21 protein-coding genes are annotated in these 20,462 nt (G+C 48.4%); 11 read left to right on the top strand and 10 right to left on the bottom strand.

The annotated features are described in order from the left end of the window. Position 1 precedes the first annotated feature (1 nt). The 4 genes from WBG78_RS18835 to groES form a co-directional block, all read right to left on the bottom strand. Positions 2-919 (bottom strand): PLP-dependent cysteine synthase family protein, encoded by a 918-nt coding sequence (locus tag WBG78_RS18835; protein WP_337328017.1) that lies wholly within the window; start codon positions 917-919, stop codon positions 2-4. Between the two features lie 113 nt (positions 920-1,032). Next, the gene (locus WBG78_RS18830; RefSeq protein WP_337328016.1) at positions 1,033-1,392 is read right to left on the bottom strand and encodes a four helix bundle protein; all 360 of its coding nucleotides are present in this window, start codon (positions 1,390-1,392) and stop codon (positions 1,033-1,035) included. 251 nt (positions 1,393-1,643) lie between these two features. Then, entirely contained in the window at positions 1,644-3,284 is a 1,641-nt protein-coding gene (gene groL, locus WBG78_RS18825) for a chaperonin GroEL (protein ID WP_337328015.1), read from the bottom strand. Positions 3,285-3,311: 27 nt separating this feature from the next. Further along, complete coding sequence (gene groES / locus WBG78_RS18820; protein ID WP_025537493.1) at positions 3,312-3,590, bottom strand: co-chaperone GroES; 279 nt, start codon at positions 3,588-3,590, stop codon at positions 3,312-3,314. 535 nt (positions 3,591-4,125) lie between these two features. On the opposite strand from groES, the gene WBG78_RS18815 reads away from it, so the two are divergent. Further along, positions 4,126-4,842 (top strand): hypothetical protein, encoded by a 717-nt coding sequence (locus WBG78_RS18815; RefSeq protein ID WP_337328014.1) that lies wholly within the window; start codon positions 4,126-4,128, stop codon positions 4,840-4,842. A 303-nt stretch (positions 4,843-5,145) separates the two neighbouring features. Here WBG78_RS18815 and WBG78_RS18810 read toward each other — a convergent pair whose 3' ends face one another. From WBG78_RS18810 to miaB, 6 genes are all read right to left on the bottom strand, one after another. Continuing rightward, positions 5,146-5,367: a DUF6576 domain-containing protein gene (locus tag WBG78_RS18810; protein WP_337328013.1), complete on the bottom strand. Its 222-nt coding sequence runs from the start codon at positions 5,365-5,367 to the stop codon at positions 5,146-5,148. Between the two features lie 59 nt (positions 5,368-5,426). Then, positions 5,427-5,777 (bottom strand): preprotein translocase subunit SecG, encoded by a 351-nt coding sequence (secG, locus tag WBG78_RS18805; RefSeq protein ID WP_337328012.1) that lies wholly within the window; start codon positions 5,775-5,777, stop codon positions 5,427-5,429. Positions 5,778-5,784: 7 nt separating this feature from the next. Continuing rightward, positions 5,785-7,062, bottom strand: a complete 1,278-nt coding sequence (locus tag WBG78_RS18800) for a hypothetical protein (RefSeq protein WP_337328011.1) — start codon at positions 7,060-7,062, stop codon at positions 5,785-5,787. Positions 7,063-7,101: 39 nt separating this feature from the next. Next, positions 7,102-7,680 (bottom strand): LptE family protein, encoded by a 579-nt coding sequence (lptE, locus tag WBG78_RS18795; protein WP_337328010.1) that lies wholly within the window; start codon positions 7,678-7,680, stop codon positions 7,102-7,104. Between the two features lie 147 nt (positions 7,681-7,827). Continuing rightward, positions 7,828-9,084, bottom strand: a complete 1,257-nt coding sequence (locus WBG78_RS18790) for a sigma-54 interaction domain-containing protein (protein WP_337328009.1) — start codon at positions 9,082-9,084, stop codon at positions 7,828-7,830. Between the two features lie 57 nt (positions 9,085-9,141). Next, on the bottom strand, positions 9,142-10,596 hold the full coding sequence (gene miaB, locus WBG78_RS18785) for a tRNA (N6-isopentenyl adenosine(37)-C2)-methylthiotransferase MiaB (RefSeq protein ID WP_337328008.1): 1,455 nt from the start codon (positions 10,594-10,596) through the stop codon (positions 9,142-9,144). A gap of 102 nt (positions 10,597-10,698) precedes the next feature. Between miaB and WBG78_RS18780 the strand changes: the two genes are divergently transcribed. The 10 genes from WBG78_RS18780 to WBG78_RS18735 all read left to right on the top strand — a co-directional run bounded on the left by WBG78_RS18780 (position 10,699) and on the right by WBG78_RS18735 (position 20,434). Continuing rightward, positions 10,699-11,214 (top strand): gamma carbonic anhydrase family protein, encoded by a 516-nt coding sequence (locus WBG78_RS18780; RefSeq protein ID WP_337328007.1) that lies wholly within the window; start codon positions 10,699-10,701, stop codon positions 11,212-11,214. A 170-nt stretch (positions 11,215-11,384) separates the two neighbouring features. Beyond that, positions 11,385-11,948 (top strand): hypothetical protein, encoded by a 564-nt coding sequence (locus tag WBG78_RS18775; protein WP_337328006.1) that lies wholly within the window; start codon positions 11,385-11,387, stop codon positions 11,946-11,948. Positions 11,949-12,031: 83 nt separating this feature from the next. Continuing rightward, complete coding sequence (locus tag WBG78_RS18770; protein ID WP_337328005.1) at positions 12,032-12,658, top strand: OmpH family outer membrane protein; 627 nt, start codon at positions 12,032-12,034, stop codon at positions 12,656-12,658. Between the two features lie 66 nt (positions 12,659-12,724). Further along, positions 12,725-15,901, top strand: coding sequence for a cyclic nucleotide-binding domain-containing protein (locus tag WBG78_RS18765; RefSeq protein ID WP_337328004.1), 3,177 nt, complete (start codon positions 12,725-12,727; stop codon positions 15,899-15,901). Between the two features lie 55 nt (positions 15,902-15,956). Next, the gene (locus WBG78_RS18760) at positions 15,957-16,154 is read left to right on the top strand and encodes a hypothetical protein (protein ID WP_337328003.1); all 198 of its coding nucleotides are present in this window, start codon (positions 15,957-15,959) and stop codon (positions 16,152-16,154) included. 528 nt (positions 16,155-16,682) lie between these two features. Further along, a complete protein-coding gene (locus WBG78_RS18755) occupies positions 16,683-17,018 on the top strand; it encodes a hypothetical protein (RefSeq protein WP_337328002.1) in 336 nt (111 codons plus the stop codon). A gap of 10 nt (positions 17,019-17,028) precedes the next feature. Further along, complete coding sequence (locus WBG78_RS18750; protein ID WP_337328001.1) at positions 17,029-17,589, top strand: YceI family protein; 561 nt, start codon at positions 17,029-17,031, stop codon at positions 17,587-17,589. A 66-nt stretch (positions 17,590-17,655) separates the two neighbouring features. Next, positions 17,656-18,570, top strand: coding sequence for a DUF5777 family beta-barrel protein (locus tag WBG78_RS18745; RefSeq protein WP_337328000.1), 915 nt, complete (start codon positions 17,656-17,658; stop codon positions 18,568-18,570). 113 nt (positions 18,571-18,683) lie between these two features. After that, entirely contained in the window at positions 18,684-20,021 is a 1,338-nt protein-coding gene (locus WBG78_RS18740; protein WP_337327999.1) for a sodium:solute symporter family protein, read from the top strand. Beyond that, complete coding sequence (locus WBG78_RS18735) at positions 20,018-20,434, top strand: OsmC family protein (protein ID WP_337327998.1); 417 nt, start codon at positions 20,018-20,020, stop codon at positions 20,432-20,434. Before WBG78_RS18740 ends, WBG78_RS18735 begins: the two co-directional genes overlap by 4 nt. Positions 20,435-20,462: the final 28 nt, after the last annotated feature.

Genomic DNA, 20,462 nt, shown 5'->3' with positions numbered 1-20,462 from the left:
ACTATATGGATCTGTACAGGTCTCCGCGCAGGTATTTCATTCCGGAATCAACGATGATCGTGACGACCTTCTTGCCAGGTCCCAGCACGCGTGCGCGTTGTAGTGCAGCCCATACGTTGGCACCTGAAGTTGTGCCGCCCCAGATGCCTTCGATCCGCGCAAGCTTTCGCGCTGTGTCGTATGCGTCTTCATCGGTTACCGCGATTACCTGATCGATGAGATCTCTCCGCAGGGTAGGGGGGAGAATTCCAGTCCCGATCCCTTCGAGTTTATGCGCGCCGGTGGTGTCGCCTCCGGAAATCGCGCGAACCTTATCCGGCTCGACAGCAATACACCTGATATTGGGCAGCTTCTCTTTAAGGACTTCTGCAGTTCCGGAAAAGGAACCACCGGTCCCCACGCCGGTGATGAACTCGTCGATGTTATTGTTCGTCTGATTTAATATCTCAAACGCCATCTGATGGTAGGCGGTTTTGTTGTCGACATTGTTGAACTGGTCTGTCCAGAAGGTGTTAGGTTGCTGGCGCAGCTCCTGAATACGTGCGTTCATTCGTTGAAACAGGCCAACGTTGATCTTTCCTCCTTCACTTGGAATCACTTCGACCTGTGCGCCGAATACACGCATCGTCTGCAATTTCTCCTCTGAAAAGGCATCCGAGCTGACGAGGTGCGCCTTGTATCCTTTGATCGCGCACACCATGGCTAAGGAACTTCCCGTACTTCCTCCGGTAAACTCGATCACCGTGCCGCCCGGCTTCAACGCGCCGCGTCGCTCAGCTCCTTCGATCATAGAAAGCGCCATCCTATCCTTCATACTCATCGTTGGATTCGTCGCCTCGTATTTCACATAAACATCGGCACTGTCGGGCGTAATGATTCGCTCGAGTTTAAGAAGAGGGGAGTTTCCGATAGAGTTCATCTGTTTCTAATTAAGACGTGCCGAAAATTAAGAATTAAGAATTAAGAATTATGAATTCGCTAACACGACCTTCGGTCGTGCCGTGCAATCAGCCGTAGGCTGGCGGCTAATTCTTAATTCTTAATTAATTTCTCCCTTGTTGTCTTCACAATACTGCTAAGAATTCTCCGTAGCTCGCCCGCACGATCATGTAGTTTCTTAAAGGTTTGGTATGAGAGGTAGTCAGTGGCGTTTAAGAGCTGAAGCCAGAACATCGTTTCGCTGCATTCTCTCAAAGCAACCCCCAATCGATAAGCAAAGTCACGCTTACTGTCTGCAAACAATGCTTCGTTCACGTTCGCGCCAATAGATGTGCCCGCCCGAAGTAGTTGTCTGCTTAAGGTAAATTCCTTTTGATTCATTAATTCACGACAAACCTTGGTTATCTCGACGGCAAACTCAAAAGACTTGATCTTGATGACGTTCTCCTTCATTGTGAAATAATTTCCAAAGCAAATTAATGAGAACACCGGATCACCGGAATTAACAAGACGTTCAAAGAACCTGACAAAATTAAGAGTTAAGAATTAGGGTCCACGACCTTGGTCGTGCCATGCAATCAGCCGCAGGCTGGCGGCTAATTCTTAACTCTTAATTCTTAATTCTTAATTTCTCTGGCCCCGGCACAAAACGAGAAAGGCCCCACTTCCGTAGAGCCCTTCAAGTATTGGATAGATAATGATTCTTACATCATGCCGCCCATTCCGCCGCCGCCGTGTGGCATAGCAGGTGCAGGGTTTTCTTCAGGGATCTCAGATACAACTGCCTCAGTAGTGAGGAGCAGACCTGCGATTGAAGCTGCGTTCTCAAGCGCAAGGCGTGTCACCTTTGTAGGGTCGATGATACCTGCGTCGAAGAAGTTTTCGAATTTGTTGTCGCGTGCGTTGTAGCCGTAGTCTTTCTTGGCATCGCGAACTTTGTTCACGATCACAGAACCTTCCTGACCAGCGTTTTCAGCGATCGTGCGGAGAGGTGCTTCGAGAGCAAGGCGAACGATGTTTACACCAGTAGCCTGATCTTCGTTGTTCAAGCCGAGGTCAGCAGTATTCTTCAAAGATTCTACTGCGCGGATGTAAGCTACACCACCACCTGGGACGATACCTTCCTGAACAGCAGCGCGTGTTGCGTGCAACGCATCGTCTACGCGGTCTTTCTTCTCTTTCATTTCTACTTCAGTAGCAGCACCTACGTAAAGGATTGCTACACCGCCAGAAAGCTTCGCGAGACGCTCCTGAAGTTTTTCTTTATCGTAGTCAGAAGTAGTGGTTTCGATTTGCGCTTTGATCTGGGCAACACGACCCTGGATTTCTGCCTTCTTGCCGGCACCGTTGACAATCGTTGTGTTGTCTTTGTCGATGTTTACTTTTTCAGCACGACCGAGCATGTCCAAAGTAGCATTCTCCAGTTTGAAGCCTTGCTCTTCTGCGATCACTTTACCTCCTGTGAGGATAGCGATATCTTCGAGCATAGCCTTTCTGCGGTCGCCAAAGCCAGGAGCCTTAACAGCAGCAACGCGGAGTGCGCCACGGATCTTGTTTACCACGAGGGTAGCAAGAGCTTCGCCTTCAACTTCCTCAGCGATGATCACGAGAGGCTTGCCAGTCTGAGCTGTTTGCTCGAGAACAGGAAGGAGTTCCTTCATGCTGCTGATCTTCTTGTCGTAGATAAGGATGTAAGCCTGATCGAGGTCAGCCTCCATCTTCTCAGTGTTGGTTACGAAGTAAGGAGAGAGGTAACCGCGATCGAACTGCATACCTTCTACAGTCTTCACTTCAGTCTCTGTTCCTTTAGCTTCTTCAACAGTGATAACACCGTCTTTTCCAACTTTATCCATAGCGTCAGCGATCATCTTACCGATGGTCTCGTCGCTGTTGGAAGAGATTGTAGCTACCTGAGCGATTTCGCTCGAATCTTTGATTTTCTTTGATTGCTTTTTGAGGTGCTCAACAACAGCATCAACAGCTTTGTCGATACCGCGCTTGAGATCCATAGGGTTAGCACCTGCAGCTACGTTCTTAATGCCGTGAGCGTAGATAGCCTGTGCAAGAACAGTAGCAGTAGTAGTACCGTCACCGGCAGCGTCAGCAGTCTTGGAAGCAACTTCCTTAACGAGCTGTGCGCCCATATTTTCAATTGCGTCCTTCAGTTCGATTTCCTTGGCAACGGAAACACCGTCTTTAGTTACGGTAGGAGCACCAAATTTCTTGTCGAGGATAACGTTACGGCCCTTAGGTCCAAGAGTGACCTTCACCGCGTCAGCCAGCTTATCAACACCCTTTTTTATCTTATCGCGCGCAGCGGTCTCAAAGGTTATTTCTTTAGCCATGTTATTTTATTTATTAAGGTTAGACAATTAGATGATTCCGAAGATGTCAGAGTTCCGCATGATGAGATACTCCTTGCCGTCGATATTGATCTCGGTTCCGGAATACTTGCCGTAAAGAACATTGTCACCAACTTTAACAGTGACTGGCTTATCCTTCAAGCCTTCGCCTACAGCTATGATTTTACCTTTTTGTGGTTTTTCTTTTGCTGTGTCAGGGATGATGATGCCTGATGCAGTCTTGGTTTCAGCTTCAGCGGGTTCAACGAGCACCCGGTCCTCATTTGGTTTGAAGTTGATCTTCGCCATTTGTATTACGTGTTTTTAAGGTTTACAAAAAATGATGACAACCGCCTATCAGCTATTGTGCCAGCGCGATTGGAAGCGCGAATAACTGACAAATTCTTCGAAATCTGACAGAAACTGACACTTAATTATTTGAACCTGACACCGATTGAATCGGACGATGCGCCAGGATGGCAGTTCCTTTCCAAATCACCACATCCGCAACTTTACCCCGCAACGGCGTACTTGCTGAACCGCCGCCCAGCCAGAGACTTACCAGAGACTTACCAGAGGTAAGACTTTTCCCTGCCTGCAACGCTCTTTTGACGCTCTTTCAACGCTCTCTCACCGCTCTTTTACCGCACTCGCAACGCTCTCCTCCCATACTTTCCCAGTCCCTCACCGCACTTTTCCCGCAGTCGCATCGCACTTTCCCAGCCTCCCAGCCTGCATTCCCTTCACTCTCACACTGTTCCTCACCCTGTTCCTCACGCTGGGTTCTCCTTGTTCTCCAATGAAGGAATTGTTAAATTGTACATAACTATTTTTTGCTTCTTCCATGGAAAAGTTGTCGCAGGACTGGCTCACTCAGGGCCTCATTGATTTCGAGTATAAGAAGTATGTATTGATGGCTTACCTGCAGACGGTTCGCAAATCGTTCGGCAGGGTGGAGCTCTATCCGTTTCTCGCAGACCTGGTTTTCCATTACCGGAATCTGCAGGCGCTGCGCGACAACAAGGCGCTGCTCCGGGAATCGTTCCCCAAAGAACTGTCCCTGGAAGAGATCAAGACGCTGGAGCTTCGGTATCGGGAAATGATCAACGACGACACGGTAATGTCAGAACTGGAATCTATCATCAGCTTTGCGCTCCCTCAGATCAAAGACTCTCTTCAGGAGGGTTCTGTGATCTATGAATACGTCGAGTCGCAATGTCAGATCTCACCGGTAGGGGTGACGCCGTTATATGCCAAGGAGGGATACCTGTTCGTTACCGAACCGCCGGAAAAGGAGACGACGATCTACCGGTATCAGATGAGCATCTATGAGGGCAGCCAGGAGCAGCTGAGGAGCCTTAATACGAAGTTTATTGAACGGGTTGAGAAGAACCCGGCCAATACGTATGAACGCCTTAAACTCGATCTGGTGAAGAAATTTAAGGACCTGCCAAATCCGGCAGCTTACCTGATCCTGGCCCGAATGAAATTCCCTTTCACAGAAACTCTCATGCCAGTAGCAAAGAGACTATTTGTAAAACACATTTCCCAAACACCCTAAATAGTTCAGAGTGAGGAACAGTGTGAGAGCGGAGGTCGTTCGGTTCCTCACTCTCACACTGTTCCTCACTCTGTTTCTCTCATCGGCCTTGGATCGGACTGTCATCGGCCTTCCATCGGACTTTCATCGGAGTCGCATCGGACTTTCATCGGAGTCGAATCGGACTTTGATCGGACTCGTCCAGACTTCATCGGACTTTTTACTATTCCTTACCTGGCTAACAACCCAAAACGCCTCCTCACTCTAAACCCCTTCCTCGCTCTCACACTGTTCCTCACTCTCACACTGTTCCTCACTCTGGTTCTATTTCCCCGACAGCTCATCAAGGCGCTGCCTTTCCCGCTCACTCAGGCTGCTCATTCCGCGCCGGTTGATCTTGTCCAGCAGGCCGTCAAGTTCCTTCTGCCGTTGTGCCCGTGCTGCGTTATAGCGCTCGTCTTTGGTCTCGTAAGTGTTGGTGGTAAAGTAGTTCCTGTAGAGAAAATAGCCTGCTGCGGCGAGGATGAAGAAACCGAAAATGCCCATAAAAGAAAAACGTGCTTACCTCGTGAAGATAAGCACGTTTACGTGTTTTTTTAATCAGATTATTTTGGAGTGGAATCTGCAGCAGGCGTTTCATCAGTTGCGCCGGGAAGATTCAGATTAGGCTGCTGTACAGGTGCCTGTTCGCCCGCGCGCTCAAGCGCATCGTTCGTTGGGCCAGTCACGTTGTTGTCAACAAAGTTTGTCGAAAGGATCAACACGACGATCGCCACGATAAAGCCCCAGGTAAGCTTCTCCAGCAAATCTCCGGTCTTTTTAACACCGATGATATTAGAGGCAGATGAACCACCAAACTGGCTGGTCAACCCGCCGCCCTTAGAATTCTGGGCAAGAATTACCAACACAAGGAGAACTGCGAATAGAATAATTAGTGAAATGATCAGCGTGTACATACCCCGGCTACTTTTTCAGGTCTTCAATTTGAGCCGCAAAGTAAGCCTTTTTTTGTGGAAACTTCCAAATCAGCTTTTTCAACACTTCAACGGCCTTGTCTTTCTTTCCCTGCTTAATCAATATATCGACAAGAGTTTCAGACACGATCTTGTCGCTGAACTCCCCGGTTTTGATGGTAGACAGATCTTCCGGCGCCGGGACTGACTTGTCCTTGCCTGCCAGATTGGGCTGTGTATTGATGAAATCGTCGATCATCTGAAGCTGGTCTTTCTGCTTTTGGCTTTCCGGTTCCAGCTCCTGTTTGTTATTCTTGATTTCCTCGAGGATGTTCTTGGTACTTCCCACAGCATAATCCAGTTCACCGACCTGGCCATTCAATTCCGGATCCAGCGAGCTCACAAGCTCAGCAATGCGCTTTTGGCGGGCCTGCTGCAATTTGCTTGTTTCATCTGCAGGCGTGGCGCCAACGGTTCTCGCTGCATCGCGAAGAAGGATGCTGGCCTTATTCGCCTCAAACAGCGCTTCGAAGTTATGCTTTAACTGATTTAGCCTTTCCAGGTCACTGAGAACCTGATCGGCGACGTTCGTTTCCGCTACTTCAGGGACCACAGCAACCTCCCTGGTCGTTGCCGCTGCCGACTGCGGAATAGATATTTGGGCAGCCTCGGAGACTACTTCCGGTACTGAATCGGATGCTGACGATCCATCAGGGGTCGCAGATGATTTATCATTCCTTAATTCTACAACCCCTCTGTCCTCGTTGGCTTCAGGTGCCGTCGCCTGTGCAGCCTGCACGTCGGCAGCCGCAGCAGCCTCTGCCTGAAGCGCTTGTGCCTTTTGCTGAAAGTTGAGCGTTCCGGCATCGGTATGCCTCGCCCTGGTAAGGTCCGGCAAAGTTGCTGTCGGCTCAGCAGCCGGCTCCGCAATCTCGGCCGGAAGGTCCATATCAGCCTCGGTTATACCGCTTCTGGAATCAATAAGATGCTCAGAATCAATTGTATTAGCAGGAGTAATATTAAGAAAGGGTGGAGTACTTTTCCCAACTGGCAAATAGTCGTCGGCCATAGCCTGTTTGAGCACTGCACGATCCGCGGCATAGACTGCAGCAAGCTGCAACGCCTCCTTCTGTTCATAGAAGCGATGATCTTTTGTGGTGCGTGCAGAAAGCGCATGGAACACCTGGCAGTAAGGAAAATATTCTTTCAAGGCCATCACGTTAAGCGCTTCATTTTCAGAGCTCTTAGAAAATCGGCCAAGAAGTTCGGCGAATTGTTGCTTTTCCACCAGGGTTCGAAAAAGGATGAATAGTAAAATTAGGAAATTTTACCAATTGGCCACAGAGGCGTTGAAGATGTCGTTGACGATCCGTTCGAAAATCTGACGTGTGTATTGTTCCTCAACATCAGTGATATTTTGCGTGTTGGGGAAGTCCTTGTAGAAGGAAAATGTCTTGTCCGAAAAGCTCATGCTTTCATCGAGTGTATTCACGTAACTGGCTTTAACTGTAATGGTTAAGCGCGTGGATGACGCAAGGTTGGCCTGGTTTGGGTTGCTGGTGGCAACGGGAGCGATCGGCGTAATCTGATAATTGGAGATCTCCCCTTCAAGCAACAATTCTCCGTTTTCTGCAACCACTGATACGTTGGAGTTCTGAATGACGTAGTTCTTCAACTGATTGGTGAAGGTTTGACCGATATTAGCCTGGCCCAGATCGGTATTGTTGTAGAACTCGGAGATGGTAATTGTGGAAGCCGTCGTCGTCTGGCCAGACATCCCGTACTTGATACCGACGCCACATCCACCACAGAACAGTGAAAGCAGCAGGACTATGGAGAAAGACCAGACACCTGGTGCTGTCAGGCGGCTTAATCTCTTGATCGCTGTCCGGGGCATTTGGTTCATCAAGGGCAAAGTTATTAAAACGACAGTGACAATTAAGAATTAAGAATTAAGAGTTAAGAATTAGCCGCCAGCCTGCGGCTGATTGCACGCCACGACCGCAGGTCGTGACTGCTAATTCTTAACTCTTAATTCTTAATTCTTAATTTTTTAGTCCTCCAGATCATACTGCTTTATCTTCCGATAAAGCGTGCGCTCCGAAATACCCAAATCCCGTGCCGCATATTTGCGCTTGTTGCTGTTCTTCCGTAAGGCGCGAATGATGAGTTCTTTCTCTTTTTTCTCTATCGAAAGTGAATCGTCCTCAGCCTCGTGCGAGATATCATGTACCTCTTCGGCATGCTCATGGTGCCGCGCATCATTCGGCGAAAGGTTCAGCACCACCGGCGACTGTTCCTCCTCGTTCACATCGTCCACCCCTTCAAACAATGATGCGTGGTCTTTAACAAGTTGTGAAGCCTTGCCTGGATTACCATAAGAATCCAATACAAGCTTCTTCAATTCGTTAAAGTCTTTCTTCATGTCAAAGAGGACCTTATACAGAATGTCCCTCTCCGAAAGCCCATCGCCATCGCCGGCAGCCGACTTATACAAAGCAGGAAGCGTATTCTCTTTTGGCAGGTATTGCCGAAGGCGCTCCACCGAGATCTCTTTGTTATCATTGGATAGCACAGAGATCTGCTCCACGAGGTTCTTCAACTGGCGGATGTTGCCGGGGAACCTGTATTGAAGCAATACCTCTTTTGCGTCATCAGTCAGCCCGATCGGTTTCACCTTGTACTTCTCTGCAAAGTCAGATGCGAATTTCCTGAACAGCAATTCAATGTCCTTTCCCCGTTCACGCAGCGGCGGAACGTATATGGGTACCGTGCTGAGTCGATAGTAAAGGTCTTCTCTGAATTTGCCTTCCTCAACGTTGCGCATAAGGTTCACGTTGGTGGCAGCAACTACGCGCACATCAGTCTTTTGAACCTTTGAAGAACCCACCTTGATGAACTCTCCGTTTTCCAGCACGCGCAACAAACGAGCTTGCGTGCCGAGCGGCATTTCGCCGATCTCGTCGAGGAAGATCGTACCGCCGTTGGTCACTTCGAAGTAACCTTTGCGAGCCTCGTGGGCTCCTGTGAATGAGCCCTTTTCATGTCCGAACAGTTCCGAATCAATGGTACCTTCAGGTATGGAACCACAGTTGATAGCAATGAATTGTCCGTGCTTTCTGGAGCTTAAGTGATGAATGATTTTTGAAAAGGATTCTTTACCGCTCCCGCTTTCGCCGGTAATAAGCACCGACATGTCGGTGGGGGCCACCTGCATCGCTACGCTTACTGCATTGTTCAGCAGGGTAGAGTTTCCGATAATCCCAAAACGTTGTTTTACTGTTTGTATATCTGAGTCTGTGATCGCCATGTTGTTTTCCTTTCTACGTTGCCGTAGATAAAGTGAGTTAACTAAATCATTGCAGAGCTACACGGCACGACCTATCAGCGTTCCGCCTGTGCATTCCTCTACCAGTACATTAACATATTGTCCCTTGTTAAAATTCGATTTCGGAAACACAACTACTTTGTTGGCACTGGTTCGCCCCTGGTAGTGATTGTCCGAACGCTTGGAAAAACCCTCGATAAGTACCCTGTGTATTTTGCCGACATCGCGCTGGTTCCGCTCGAGCGAGTGAAGGCGCTGTCGTTCTATGACCTCTTCAAGTCGTCTCTTTTTCACATCTTCAGCGATGTCGTCCTTAAACCGCTTTTCAGCGAGCGTGCCGGGGCGTTCCGAATAACAGAACATGTAGGCGAAATCGAATTTCACCTTGTCCATCATCAGCAACGTGTCCTGATGTTCAGCTTCAGTTTCCGAACAAAAACCAGTGATCATATCTGAAGAGATACCACAATCATCACCAAGTATCTCTTTGATTCTCAGAACCTTGTTGTGATACCATTCGTGCGAATAGCCCCGGTTCATCAGTTCGAGAATACGTGTATTGCCGCTCTGAAGTGGCAGATGGATATACTTGCAGATATTCTCGTATCGCGCCATCACGTGCAATACCTCGTCTGTGATGTCCTTGGGATGCGAAGTGGAAAATCTGATCCTTAGTTCAGGGCTTACCTGAGCTACGGCTTCAAGCAGATGAGCAAAGGTTACTACCTCTGTGATTCCCTGTTTTTCAAGCCATGCCTTGTTGTTTTCCTGAGCGCTCCACTTATACGAATCAACATTCTGGCCCAGCAGCGTCACTTCCCGAAAACCTCTCATAAAAAGATCGCGGGCTTCTGCCACGATCGATTCGGGATCTCTGCTGCGCTCCCGACCCCTCGTAAAAGGCACCACGCAAAACGTGCACATGTTGTCGCATCCCCTCATGATTGAGACGAATGCAGTTACCCCATTGGAGTTGAGCCTTACCGGACTGATGTCTGCATAAGTCTCCTCGCGCGACAGAAATGTGTTCACTGCCTTTTGCCCATCGTCAACCCGTTCGATCATCTTCGGCAAATCGCGATAGGAATCCGGCCCGGCCACGAGGTCTACGATCTGCTCCTCATCAAGAAGCTTTGCTTTAACACGTTCGGCCATGCATCCCAGAACGCCAATCAGTAATCCGGGTCGGCCCCGTTTCAATCCATTGAGATGCACTAGCCGGTTCCGGACCGTTGTCTCCGCCTTCTCACGAATGGAACACGTGTTCAGAAAAATGAGATCCGCCTGTTGTATATCGGATGTTGTGTCAAAGCCGTTCTCGCCGAGGATCGATGCAACAATCTCACTGTCAGAGAAATTCATCTGGCATCCGTAACTTTCGATATAGAGCTTCCGGCTGTTTCCCAGATGCTTGTCTTCCGAAACCTTTACCGTCTCACAGCTTTCGCTTTCCGCCCCGCCCAATATTCCTATGTCACTGATCAATTGCTGCATTCCAGAGATATTTTTGAATTGGCAAAAATAATAGATTTCTCCTTTGTCGTGACATCTTGTCATGTAGATTTACAATCCGATAATCTTGGAAAAACAACAGGCATGGCATTAATCAGGACGGTGCGCGGCTTCACACCGCAGTTTGGCAAAGAGTGCTTCCTTGCGGATAACGCTACGGTAGTGGGAGAGGTCATCATGGGAGATTATTGTACGGTATGGTTCAACGCGGTAGTGCGTGGTGATGTTCACACCATTACCATTGGAAACAATACCAACATTCAGGATGGCGCTGTCATCCATTGCACGTATCAGCGGGCAAAGACAACAATAGGAAGTAACGTGTCGGTTGCTCATAACGCCATCGTACATGGTTGTACTATTCATGATGATGTGTTAATAGGAATGGGCGCCATCGTAATGGACGATGCTGTCATTGAATCTAATTCCGTTATTGCAGCCGGCGCGGTGGTGCTCGCAGGAACCCGGGTTCCGGCGGGTAGCGTCTACGGTGGCACTCCTGCGAAGTTCCTCACGAATACAAGCGATGAACTGAAGCAAGTGATTCAGCGTACAGCAAAGAATTACCCGATGTACGCTACCTGGTACAAATCCATTTAATGATTTGTTGATAGGTTGATATGGTGATCTGTCGGTCCGCCGAAGGCGGAAGTCGTTGTTGATTTTTTTCTTAATAAAGTCATCAGTATTTAAGATGATTTGTTGTTTAGCTATTGTGTTTTCTCGTCTTGCACGTTTTTTTTGTGAGCATCTTTAATTAACTTAATTACATGGACGCGTTGAAGAACAAAGGATTTGATCAGGATACGATTGCTTCTTATCGAAAACGCATTTTGTCTGCAGGACGTAATTACGTGCTGGACAGCGAAGATGAGCAGTCGGAAGAATATGCCCACTTCTATTTCATCGGGCTATACGAAGGCCGCGAGGTGATCTATGACGCGGTGATCTATACCTTGCGCCTCCATCATGAAAGTGAACTTTTTGAAGTAGCGGAACACAGGGCCGCGCAGCACTTCCCTGAGTATAAGAAGATCTCCTACGATGAAGATGATGATGGCAATCTTCAATCTCTCGACGCACTCGAGGAAGAGATTGGTTTGTTCATGGCCGAGGTGATCATGGAACTGGAAGAGGAAGAGTCGGTCAAAGTTCGTGAGCATGTCGATCAGGATGTTCATGTTGAGTTCGGCATAAGCCTCGATGTCGGATTACACGTTGAGCAGGTGACGCCCGAAATCATATCCAGGTTCGTGCGTGATTTCAACGACGACAATCTGAAGCTGGACGAAAATCTTTATTCGTTCCAAACCCAGGACCAGGAAGCTGAATAGGCGTGGGGCAACTGAGGTTGACAGGGGAATTGGCAACTCTCAAGATTCTTATCATATTTGCCCCCTCAAAACATCTCAGCTAAATGAAGAATTTGTCCCTGATCCTGAATGCAGTCCTGTTGGTGGCTGTTCTAGTCCTGTTTTATCTGCATTTTTCATCTGGAAAACCCGCATCTGCCGCATCTTCGGAGCCTGCCAGCCTTGGAGACGCTAAAATTGCGTATATCCGTTCAGATAGTGTTCTGAAAAACTATGATTACCTCAAGGTACAGCGCGAAGCCTTGGAGGCGAAAACCAAGAAAATGGACCAGGACTACCGCAATCGCGCAATGGGCCTTCAGAATGAAATCGCGGCATACCAGCGCAACGTGTCAAGCATGACACTTGGCCAGGTACGCGCAACTGAAGAAGACCTGGGCAAAAAGCAGCAAAATCTCCAGATGTATCAGCAGACTCTGAGCCAGCAACTCATGGAAGAGGAATCTAAACTGAACAAGGAGCTTTATGACCGTATCACTGTTTACCTCAAGAAGTATGGTGTTGAAAAAGGACTTCAGGTTGTTCTGAAACTTGACCCTACCAGCGACGTACTGTTTGCAGTTGATGGTCTGGATATTTCGAAGGAAGTCACCGAAGGCCTGAACACGGAGTTCAAGGCTGAAAAAGGTGGCCCTGCAACCAGCAAGGACACGACATCTGCGAAAAAATAGGTGAGTGTACACCCGCACAGTTAAACCACGCCATGCGTGGTTTTTTTGTTGCTACCTTTGGTAGACATGGCGAACCGTTTCATTGAAGCCCTGAGGATTAAGAGCCAGGAGCAGAAGCAGATAGTGCTGATGCTCTGTACGGGTTTCTTCATGGGGATTTTTATAGCAACCTACCAGGTAACAGCCGATTCCCTCTTCCTGAACCAGCTCGGCGATTACCTCGACGAAGCCTTTGTCATAGCAGGTATTCTCGGTATTGTCACTACCGCACTGTTTTCTACCGCCCAGAATTTCATAAAGTACACCACCCTGGCAATCGGCAGCGTGGTGGCGATCTTCTGCTTCACGCTGAGCATGTATTGGCTCATGCATTTTGGCAACCGCGACTACGGGGATTACTATGTCTTTGCGATCTATTGCATGACTGGTCCCATGACTGCCGTCCTACTTCTGAGCTTCTGGGGAATATTTGGTCGTCTTTTCAATTTCCGACAGTCAAAGCGCATCATCGGATGGATCGACACAGGGCAGCTCATCGCCGCCATCCTTGCGACCATTGTTGTAATTCCTATCTCGAACCAATACGTCAAGGACACGTCCAACTACCTTTTCGTTTGCGCCTTGAGTATGGCGATCGTGATGGGATTGATGTTCGTAATATCAAGCCGCTTTCACATCTCCAAGAACGACCCGCGCGATGTTAGCGTAACCGTTCGGCGCGAGTCAAGACTGACGAGGATCTTCGGGGACAATTTCATTGTACTGCTCTCAGTGTTCCTACTGGTGTCTATGGTCATGTTCGTGTTAAGTCAGTTTTCGTTTCAGAAGCTACTCACGGAAATGTATCCCGATGTACGTGACCTGACAAACTTCAACTCGTTCTTCGTTGGCTTCGTGTATGTGGTCAGCCTTGTGATGCAGACTTTTGTGAACCAGCGCATCATCAATAACTATGGGTTACGTATCTCATTGTTCATACTTCCGATAGTGATGATCATATTCTCTGTTGGCGCAATAGCCATGGGAATGGTCTTCGGCTTTGAAAAAAGTATTTCGCCAGCTGGTTTTGTGTACTTCTTCCTTTTCGTTGCAGTAACAAGGTTGTTCAACTGGACCCTGCGCGAATCGCTGGAGAATCCGGTTTTCAAATTATTCTTTATACCACTCGATAGCCGGTTGAGATTCAGCATCCAGTCTAAAGTGGAAGGGTTGGTGAACGAAAGCGCCCGCTTCGTCGGCGGCCTGATCATCTTTGGTCTGGCCATGTTTCCCTTCTTTAACATCTTATACGTCCTCACCGCCATCATTTTGCTGTCCGGAGGATATTTCCTGATTGTCTCCAGGATATATACCGGTTACAGGAACAAGATTCATCAGCGGTTGGAAGATGTGAACAAAGAATCTGGTGAACGTAAGCTCGATCGTCTGGAAACCGGTTTCGTGCAGGTGACCCAACAGTTGGAGAACAATCTGTCGGTACCCGACGGTGGGAAGGCCGTCTTCAGTTATAAGTTACTGGAGAAGATCAATGCTGCGCAGATTCCTCATTGGGCAAACAGCCTCATGAAGAATAGCGATGAGTCAACACGTTCATATGCCCAGGCTCGAATGAATGAGTTGAAGGGACTGTCCGTATCGGATCAGTACGTCATTCGCATGGATGAATCGAAGGTGCCAGGAAGCGGATCCAAGAGCATATTGAGTAAAAATGAACTTAAGTTCATCATTGAAAACGATGGTGATATTACGAAGGCGCGTATCCAAAAGCTCACGCGCTCTCCAAATTCACATGATCGTCACTATGCTGCCGAGCTATTATTGCACACTTCCCGTGACGAGTGCACATCGTTCCTGATGGAATTGCTGAACGACAACGATCCGGCTGTACGCATCAGTGCGATCAAGACTTCCATTAAGAAAAACAACCCTGAGATCATCAATGCGGTAATCGACAACCTGGGAAGTCCCGTGTTCGGAAACCAGGCGATGAATGCTTTGTTGCTCATTGGTCAGGATACACTTAATGCACTCGATGGAGCTTTTTATCGTACGGGCCAGGGCTCTCAGGTCATGCTGAGAATCATCCAGGTGATTGGTCGTATCGGCGGCCAGCGCGCACGCGAAGTGTTATGGGGTAAGATCGACTTCCCCAACAAAATCATCGTGTCGCAGATTCTGTTGTCGCTTGGTGAATGCGGATTCAAGGCGGGAATATCCCAAATCACGCGCATCAAGTACGCCATTGAATCAGATATTGCAGACATCAGCTGGAACCTCAGCGCGATGGAGGAAGTTGGAGAGGGCGGCATCAGCAACCTCATCAGAACTGCACTTCAGGAAGAGATACAGCACGACATCGAGCACATATACATGCTGCTCACCATGCTCTACGACACGAGATCGATCCAGCTGGTAAAGGAGAACATTGAAAGCGGCACGGCCGAAGGCGTAACCTATGCCATCGAATTGCTTGACGTCTTCCTTTCCGAACAATTGAAGCAACGCGTTATTCCTATCCTCGATGACATTGCCAACTCCGAGCGCATCTATCAGCTCAACGAGTTTTATCCCCGCGTAAAGCTTGACAACAAACTGGTATTGAAGTTCCTCATTAATCGGGACTTCGCTCAGTCGAACCGCTGGACAAAAGCGTGTGTATTGCACCAGATTGGAATGCTGGGCCTTCCTGGGTTTGAACTGGATCTTATTGCACAGTTGTTTAATCCTGACTTGTTAATACGTGAAGTAGCAGCATGGGCACTAGCGCGTTATGGTAAGGCGAATTACGAGGAGAATGTGCAGCGGCTGGGTGAAGAAACGAGAAAAGAGCTCGATGCAGTTGTCGTGCATCGCAGGAAGATGTCGAAGTTTGACACAGTATTGTTTTACCGTGAGCTGCAGTCATTCGCTAACGTTCAGGGAATCACTTTATCATTCCTCGCCGACATCAGTGATGAGCTTCATATGAAGAACGGCGATTCAATGGTGCTGGATGAAAAGCAGAATAACTTCTTCTATGTCGTCGTGGATGGCACCGTTGGCTATTTTCAGCGCGGCCAGAAAGTATCCACATTCAGGAGGATGCAGTTCATTGGCGAGATGCTCGGGGCAACGGGCACAGTCAGTGCGAACGTAATCACGGCTTCTACTGATGTAGTCCTTCTGCGCTTCGATAAAGACCAGTTCTATGAGTTGCTGTCAGACAACATCCAGCTGGCTGACCGGGTACTCGAATTCATTTGACTTCATCCACAAACATGCGTTGCTTTGAATCGCAGTCAGGGGCTGCTGTAACTTCATGGCGAAACAAAAGAATTGGTTCAGAATAGTCGCGATAGGATTCGCGATCCTGCTGGCTTACGCCAGTTATGATATCGGCCGTCGCACCACGTTTCCCGGATCAAAGCCGCAGCTTAAGGAGCGGATTGAAAGAAACTTTTTAGATCGCGACTCGGCTAAGACTGATACACTTAGTAGTCGGGATTCAGTCAGATGATACGTTTCAATTGGTCCTTAACTTAACTCATTGAAGGGACCTTATGCAGCTGGATTTCAATGTGCTGATAGCGTAAACCGAAGGAAAAAAATATCACTTTCTTTTGCAATCGGTTGATTCGGCGATATTTTCTTTTTAGCTTTGATACAGATTAAAGCCAACTATAGACATGAAAATCCCCCTTAGTCGTGTACTTCGGGGGATTTTCAATTTTTAGACCATTATGCCGGGGGGCAGGCATCGTGTGATGGTGATGTTTGTCTGCCCATGCTGCAGGTGGTCGTTGCACAATTTTTTAGCACCAACGACCACATTACCTTTATCTCAAGATTAAAGCCAACTATAGACAGATTATCCCCCGGGGTCCAGGACTTCGGGGGATTTTCATTTCCTGCCAAGGCAACCAAGCCAGCTTTTTCCTCGTCTGGGCGGCGAAGCAGTTGTTTGACCATATTTTTTCGCTAACTCCGCAGTATGAAATTAAATCAACGTTCCTGTTGGGGAACCCTGTTATCAGGCTTAGTCTGCATGTTTATCGCATTGTCGTGCGTGGACCACAAGGCACCACCGGAAAATCCCGTCGATGCTACCTGTCCTGAGCCGGTTAGCTATGCCGACCAGGTCAAACCTATCCTGGATACGCACTGCGCAATTGTGGGCGACGGTGGGTGTCACAACGGCGGCAACGGCGCATCCCGCGACTGGAGAAACTTTAATATTGTACAGTCACATGCTCAGGAGATAAAGACCCGCATACATCTCACGCCGGGAAGCTCCGGATTTATGCCGAAGATCGGATCAATATCGGATGAGCAGATCAGGTTGATCAGTTGCTGGGTGGATCAGGGGGCAAAGAATAATTAAGCTAAGTCCCATGGTTCTAAATCTTGGTCTACTGCTGCGCATTCCGGTGGCAATAGGTTTCTTGTTTTTCACGATCAAAGCCAGTGGCCAGCAACGGTACTTTGCTGAAAAGCCATCGATCAGTTTCTTTTCTGATGGACTTGTGGAAGATATCACGGCTGCCAATCAAAAGGTCACCAGTATCTTTGATGCGCTTAACGGTGAGATCGCCTTTCTCATGAACGTGAAGGACTTTCAGTTTGCTAACAAGCTTATGCAAACGCATTTCAATGAGAAGTACATGGAATCAGAAACGTATCCAAAGTCGTCTTTTCAGGGAAAGGTAACGGGCTTCAATGCCAATTCTTCCGGGACCCAACAGGTTAAAGCTGTGGGTAAGCTAACTATTCATGGCGTCACCCGTGAAATTGATGTGCCTGGAACGATCGAAGTCAACGGTGGCAAATTGAAGTTAAAGGCAAAATTTCTGGTGAAGCTTGAAGATTACAAGATTGTCGTCCCTCAGGTAGTGTGGGACAAAATTGCACAGCAGGTTGAAGTCACACTTGATTTTGCTTATCGGCCGCTGTAAGAATCAATTACAGGCAGTTTAGAATCTTATTACACGTACTTATTGATCAGACCTAATCCCACTAATATGAAGCGTTTTATCCTCTCGCTTATTTTGCTTAGCCCATGCGTTGTAAAGGCGCAGCAAGACCTCCTGCAACAACTGGAGAAAGACACGCCGCCGGAAACGGAGTACGCATTTGCAACCTTTAAAGGCACCAGACTGGGGAACGGTCACACCATTGAAACGAAGAGCGGTGGGTCGATGGAATTCATCTTTGGCCACCGGTTCGGTCCCATCAATGGAGGAGCTTATGAGCTCTACGGACTCGACCAGGCATACGTGCGACTTGGACTTGACTATGGAATCACCGACCGGCTGGCAGTGAGCATTGGACGCACCTCAACCGATAAAACGATCGACGGCTATCTCAAGTACAGAGCAGTGCGTCAGAGCAAGGGCGCGAAAAATTTTCCAGTGTCCATAACCTTGCTCGGAGGAATGGCCTATAGAGGTTATCCAAAAAATAACGCCGACATATCTCCCGAGTACGAGTACGTTGATCGTTTGTCTTATACAGGGCAGGCGCTGATCGCGCGCAAGTTTTCTCCTGCGCTATCATTGCAGCTCATGCCTACGCTCATCCATAAGAATTACGTGGAGTCATATGAAGAGAATAATCAGTTTGCACTTGGATTTGGCGGACGCGTAAAGATTTCCAAGAGCATGGCACTGACAGCAGAGTACTACTTCAACATGAACCGGCCGGATACCAGCACTTTGCCCGACGGCGTTGCGCCGTATTATGACGCTATGTCGATTGGTCTTGATATAGAAACGGGTGGTCACGTGTTTCAGATACTCCTTACCAATGCTATCGGACTCACTGAGCGGGCATTCATTACGGAAACTCACGACGATTTCTTTGATGGTGCCATTCACCTCGGCTTCAACGTGACGCGAAACTTTCAGTTGACAAAGAAGAGCAGGACAAGTAATTAAGGTCTCATTGACTATTGTTGATCTGGGGCCTATCTTGTTCGGGCTAAATCAACTGCCCGCAATTGCTCCTCGCGTCAATAATTCTCTATCTCGTTTTAACTGTACTAGTCGGAATGTACGCATCGCGACGCGTACAAACGTCGGGCGATTTTATGCTCGCAGGCCGAAGCCTGCCTTTGATGATCAGTTCGGCCGCATTGTTCGCCACCTGGTTCGGTTCTGAAACTGTGTTTGGTGCAACCTCGCGCTTCCTGGAAGGCGGCCTGTATAGTGTGATCGAGGACCCGTTTGGAGCAGCGCTGTGCCTGGTGCTGTTCGGAATGTTCTTTGCCCGAAGATTGTATCAGATGAACCTGATGACACTGGGCGACTTTTTCAAAGTGCGCTATAGCCGTAAGGTTGAACTGGTGGCCTCGTTGTTTCTGGCGCCACCATATCTCGGGTACATTGCTGCGCAGCTGGTAGCCATGGGGTTGGTTTTAAGTGTTGTGACTGGCCTTGACTTATGGGTCGCTGTTACGTTAAGTGCGGTAGTCGTCACCATGTACACGTATGTCGGTGGCATGTGGGCAATTTCTATAACCGACTTCTTTCAAAGCATTATTATAATCCTTGGCCTTGTTGTTCTCGCTTTTGTGTTGATGGAGCAGGGTGGAGGCATCGGCAAGATCATGAGCGAGATCGAGCCCGGCAGTATGAAGTTTCTTCCTGATCGCAATTTCAAGGAAGTCGTTGCGTATCTCGCCGCCTGGTCAGTGCTTGGCCTTGGTTCAATCCCCTCACAGGACGTTTTTCAAAGAGCGATGTCGTCTGGTTCCGCGAAGACAGCCGTCTGGTCGTGTTACATAGGCGCAGGGTTGTATCTTACTGTTGCAATAATCCCTTTGTTCATCAGTCTTTGCATCAAGCATCTGTATGCTGGCAGTCTTTCCAGCGATACTCAAATGGCACTGCCCGCAATGGTGCTTGCTCATACGTCGATGCCAATCCAGATTATGTTCTTTGGATCGTTGCTATCGGCCATCTTAAGCACGGCAAGCTCAGCGATACTGGCTCCGGCAGCGATCTTTTCCGAGAATCTTATTAAGCCTCTGGCAGGCAACCGCCTAAATGACAAGCAGCTGCTTACTGCAACGAGAATTTCGGTGCTTGCTTTTAGCGTATGCGCCACGATAATGGCATGTCTCAGGTCCGACATTTACGAGCTGGTAGGAGAGTCCTCCATTTTAAGCCTGGTGTCGCTCTTCGTACCGCTAACGTTTGGGCTCTACTGGTCGAAGGCAAGTAATACGGGGGCGATGATTTCGATGATAGCAGGAATGATGTCATGGATTATCTTTGAGTTTCTGGAAATAGATTGGCCGACACTGGTGCCTGCTACGTTAATAAGTCTTGTAGCGATGATTGCAGGAAGCCTGATATGGCCAAAGAAATCAGGACAAACGAAATGAAAATAGAACTAAATCGATTGAATGATGGCTTTCATTTGGAAGCCGTAAACGAGGATGGCAGGACGGTACATATCGATGCGTCGCCTGATATCGGTGGTACCAACCAGGGCATGCGCCCCATGCAGTTGTTGCTGTCGGCACTGGGCGGATGCAGCTCTATTGACGTCATCAATATCCTGAAGAAACAAAAACAGCCGTTAAAGGACGTTAAGGTGACAATAACCGGCGAGCGCGAAAAGGATGTCGTTCCTTCGGTGTTCGTCGAAGCGCATCTGCATTTCAGGATATATGGTGATGTGGATGAAGAAAAGGCGCGAAAAGCAATCGACCTGGGCGTTGATAAATACTGCTCAGTCGCCAAAACAATGAGCCCAAAGGCTACCATTACCCACAGCTTTGAGATCATTCGCTGACGATTATCTTTGCGACTGATTTGCACAC

Origin of the sequence: Chryseolinea sp. T2, assembly GCF_037203685.1 — a bacterium.
In the GTDB taxonomy this organism is placed as follows: domain Bacteria; phylum Bacteroidota; class Bacteroidia; order Cytophagales; family Cyclobacteriaceae; genus Chryseolinea.
The sequence above is the reverse complement of the archived record's forward strand: the minus strand, read 5'-3'. Positions and strand labels throughout refer to the sequence as shown.

Bases quoted from the DNA above. Each gene is read 5' to 3' on its own strand.
- WBG78_RS18835 (WP_337328017.1), bottom strand. From the start codon at position 919: ATGAACTCTATCGGAAACTCCCCTCTTCTTAAACTCGAGCGAATCATT.
- WBG78_RS18830 (WP_337328016.1), bottom strand. From the start codon at position 1,392: ATGAAGGAGAACGTCATCAAGATCAAGTCTTTTGAGTTTGCCGTCGAG.
- groL (WP_337328015.1), bottom strand. From the start codon at position 3,284: ATGGCTAAAGAAATAACCTTTGAGACCGCTGCGCGCGATAAGATAAAA.
- groES (WP_025537493.1), bottom strand. From the start codon at position 3,590: ATGGCGAAGATCAACTTCAAACCAAATGAGGACCGGGTGCTCGTTGAA.
- WBG78_RS18815 (WP_337328014.1), top strand. From the start codon at position 4,126: ATGGAAAAGTTGTCGCAGGACTGGCTCACTCAGGGCCTCATTGATTTC.
- WBG78_RS18810 (WP_337328013.1), bottom strand. From the start codon at position 5,367: ATGGGCATTTTCGGTTTCTTCATCCTCGCCGCAGCAGGCTATTTTCTC.
- secG (WP_337328012.1), bottom strand. From the start codon at position 5,777: ATGTACACGCTGATCATTTCACTAATTATTCTATTCGCAGTTCTCCTT.
- lptE (WP_337328010.1), bottom strand. From the start codon at position 7,680: ATGAACCAAATGCCCCGGACAGCGATCAAGAGATTAAGCCGCCTGACA.
- WBG78_RS18790 (WP_337328009.1), bottom strand. From the start codon at position 9,084: ATGGCGATCACAGACTCAGATATACAAACAGTAAAACAACGTTTTGGG.
- miaB (WP_337328008.1), bottom strand. From the start codon at position 10,596: ATGCAGCAATTGATCAGTGACATAGGAATATTGGGCGGGGCGGAAAGC.
- WBG78_RS18780 (WP_337328007.1), top strand. From the start codon at position 10,699: ATGGCATTAATCAGGACGGTGCGCGGCTTCACACCGCAGTTTGGCAAA.
- WBG78_RS18775 (WP_337328006.1), top strand. From the start codon at position 11,385: ATGGACGCGTTGAAGAACAAAGGATTTGATCAGGATACGATTGCTTCT.
- WBG78_RS18770 (WP_337328005.1), top strand. From the start codon at position 12,032: ATGAAGAATTTGTCCCTGATCCTGAATGCAGTCCTGTTGGTGGCTGTT.
- WBG78_RS18765 (WP_337328004.1), top strand. From the start codon at position 12,725: ATGGCGAACCGTTTCATTGAAGCCCTGAGGATTAAGAGCCAGGAGCAG.
- WBG78_RS18760 (WP_337328003.1), top strand. From the start codon at position 15,957: ATGGCGAAACAAAAGAATTGGTTCAGAATAGTCGCGATAGGATTCGCG.
- WBG78_RS18755 (WP_337328002.1), top strand. From the start codon at position 16,683: ATGTTTATCGCATTGTCGTGCGTGGACCACAAGGCACCACCGGAAAAT.
- WBG78_RS18750 (WP_337328001.1), top strand. From the start codon at position 17,029: ATGGTTCTAAATCTTGGTCTACTGCTGCGCATTCCGGTGGCAATAGGT.
- WBG78_RS18745 (WP_337328000.1), top strand. From the start codon at position 17,656: ATGAAGCGTTTTATCCTCTCGCTTATTTTGCTTAGCCCATGCGTTGTA.
- WBG78_RS18740 (WP_337327999.1), top strand. From the start codon at position 18,684: ATGTACGCATCGCGACGCGTACAAACGTCGGGCGATTTTATGCTCGCA.
- WBG78_RS18735 (WP_337327998.1), top strand. From the start codon at position 20,018: ATGAAAATAGAACTAAATCGATTGAATGATGGCTTTCATTTGGAAGCC.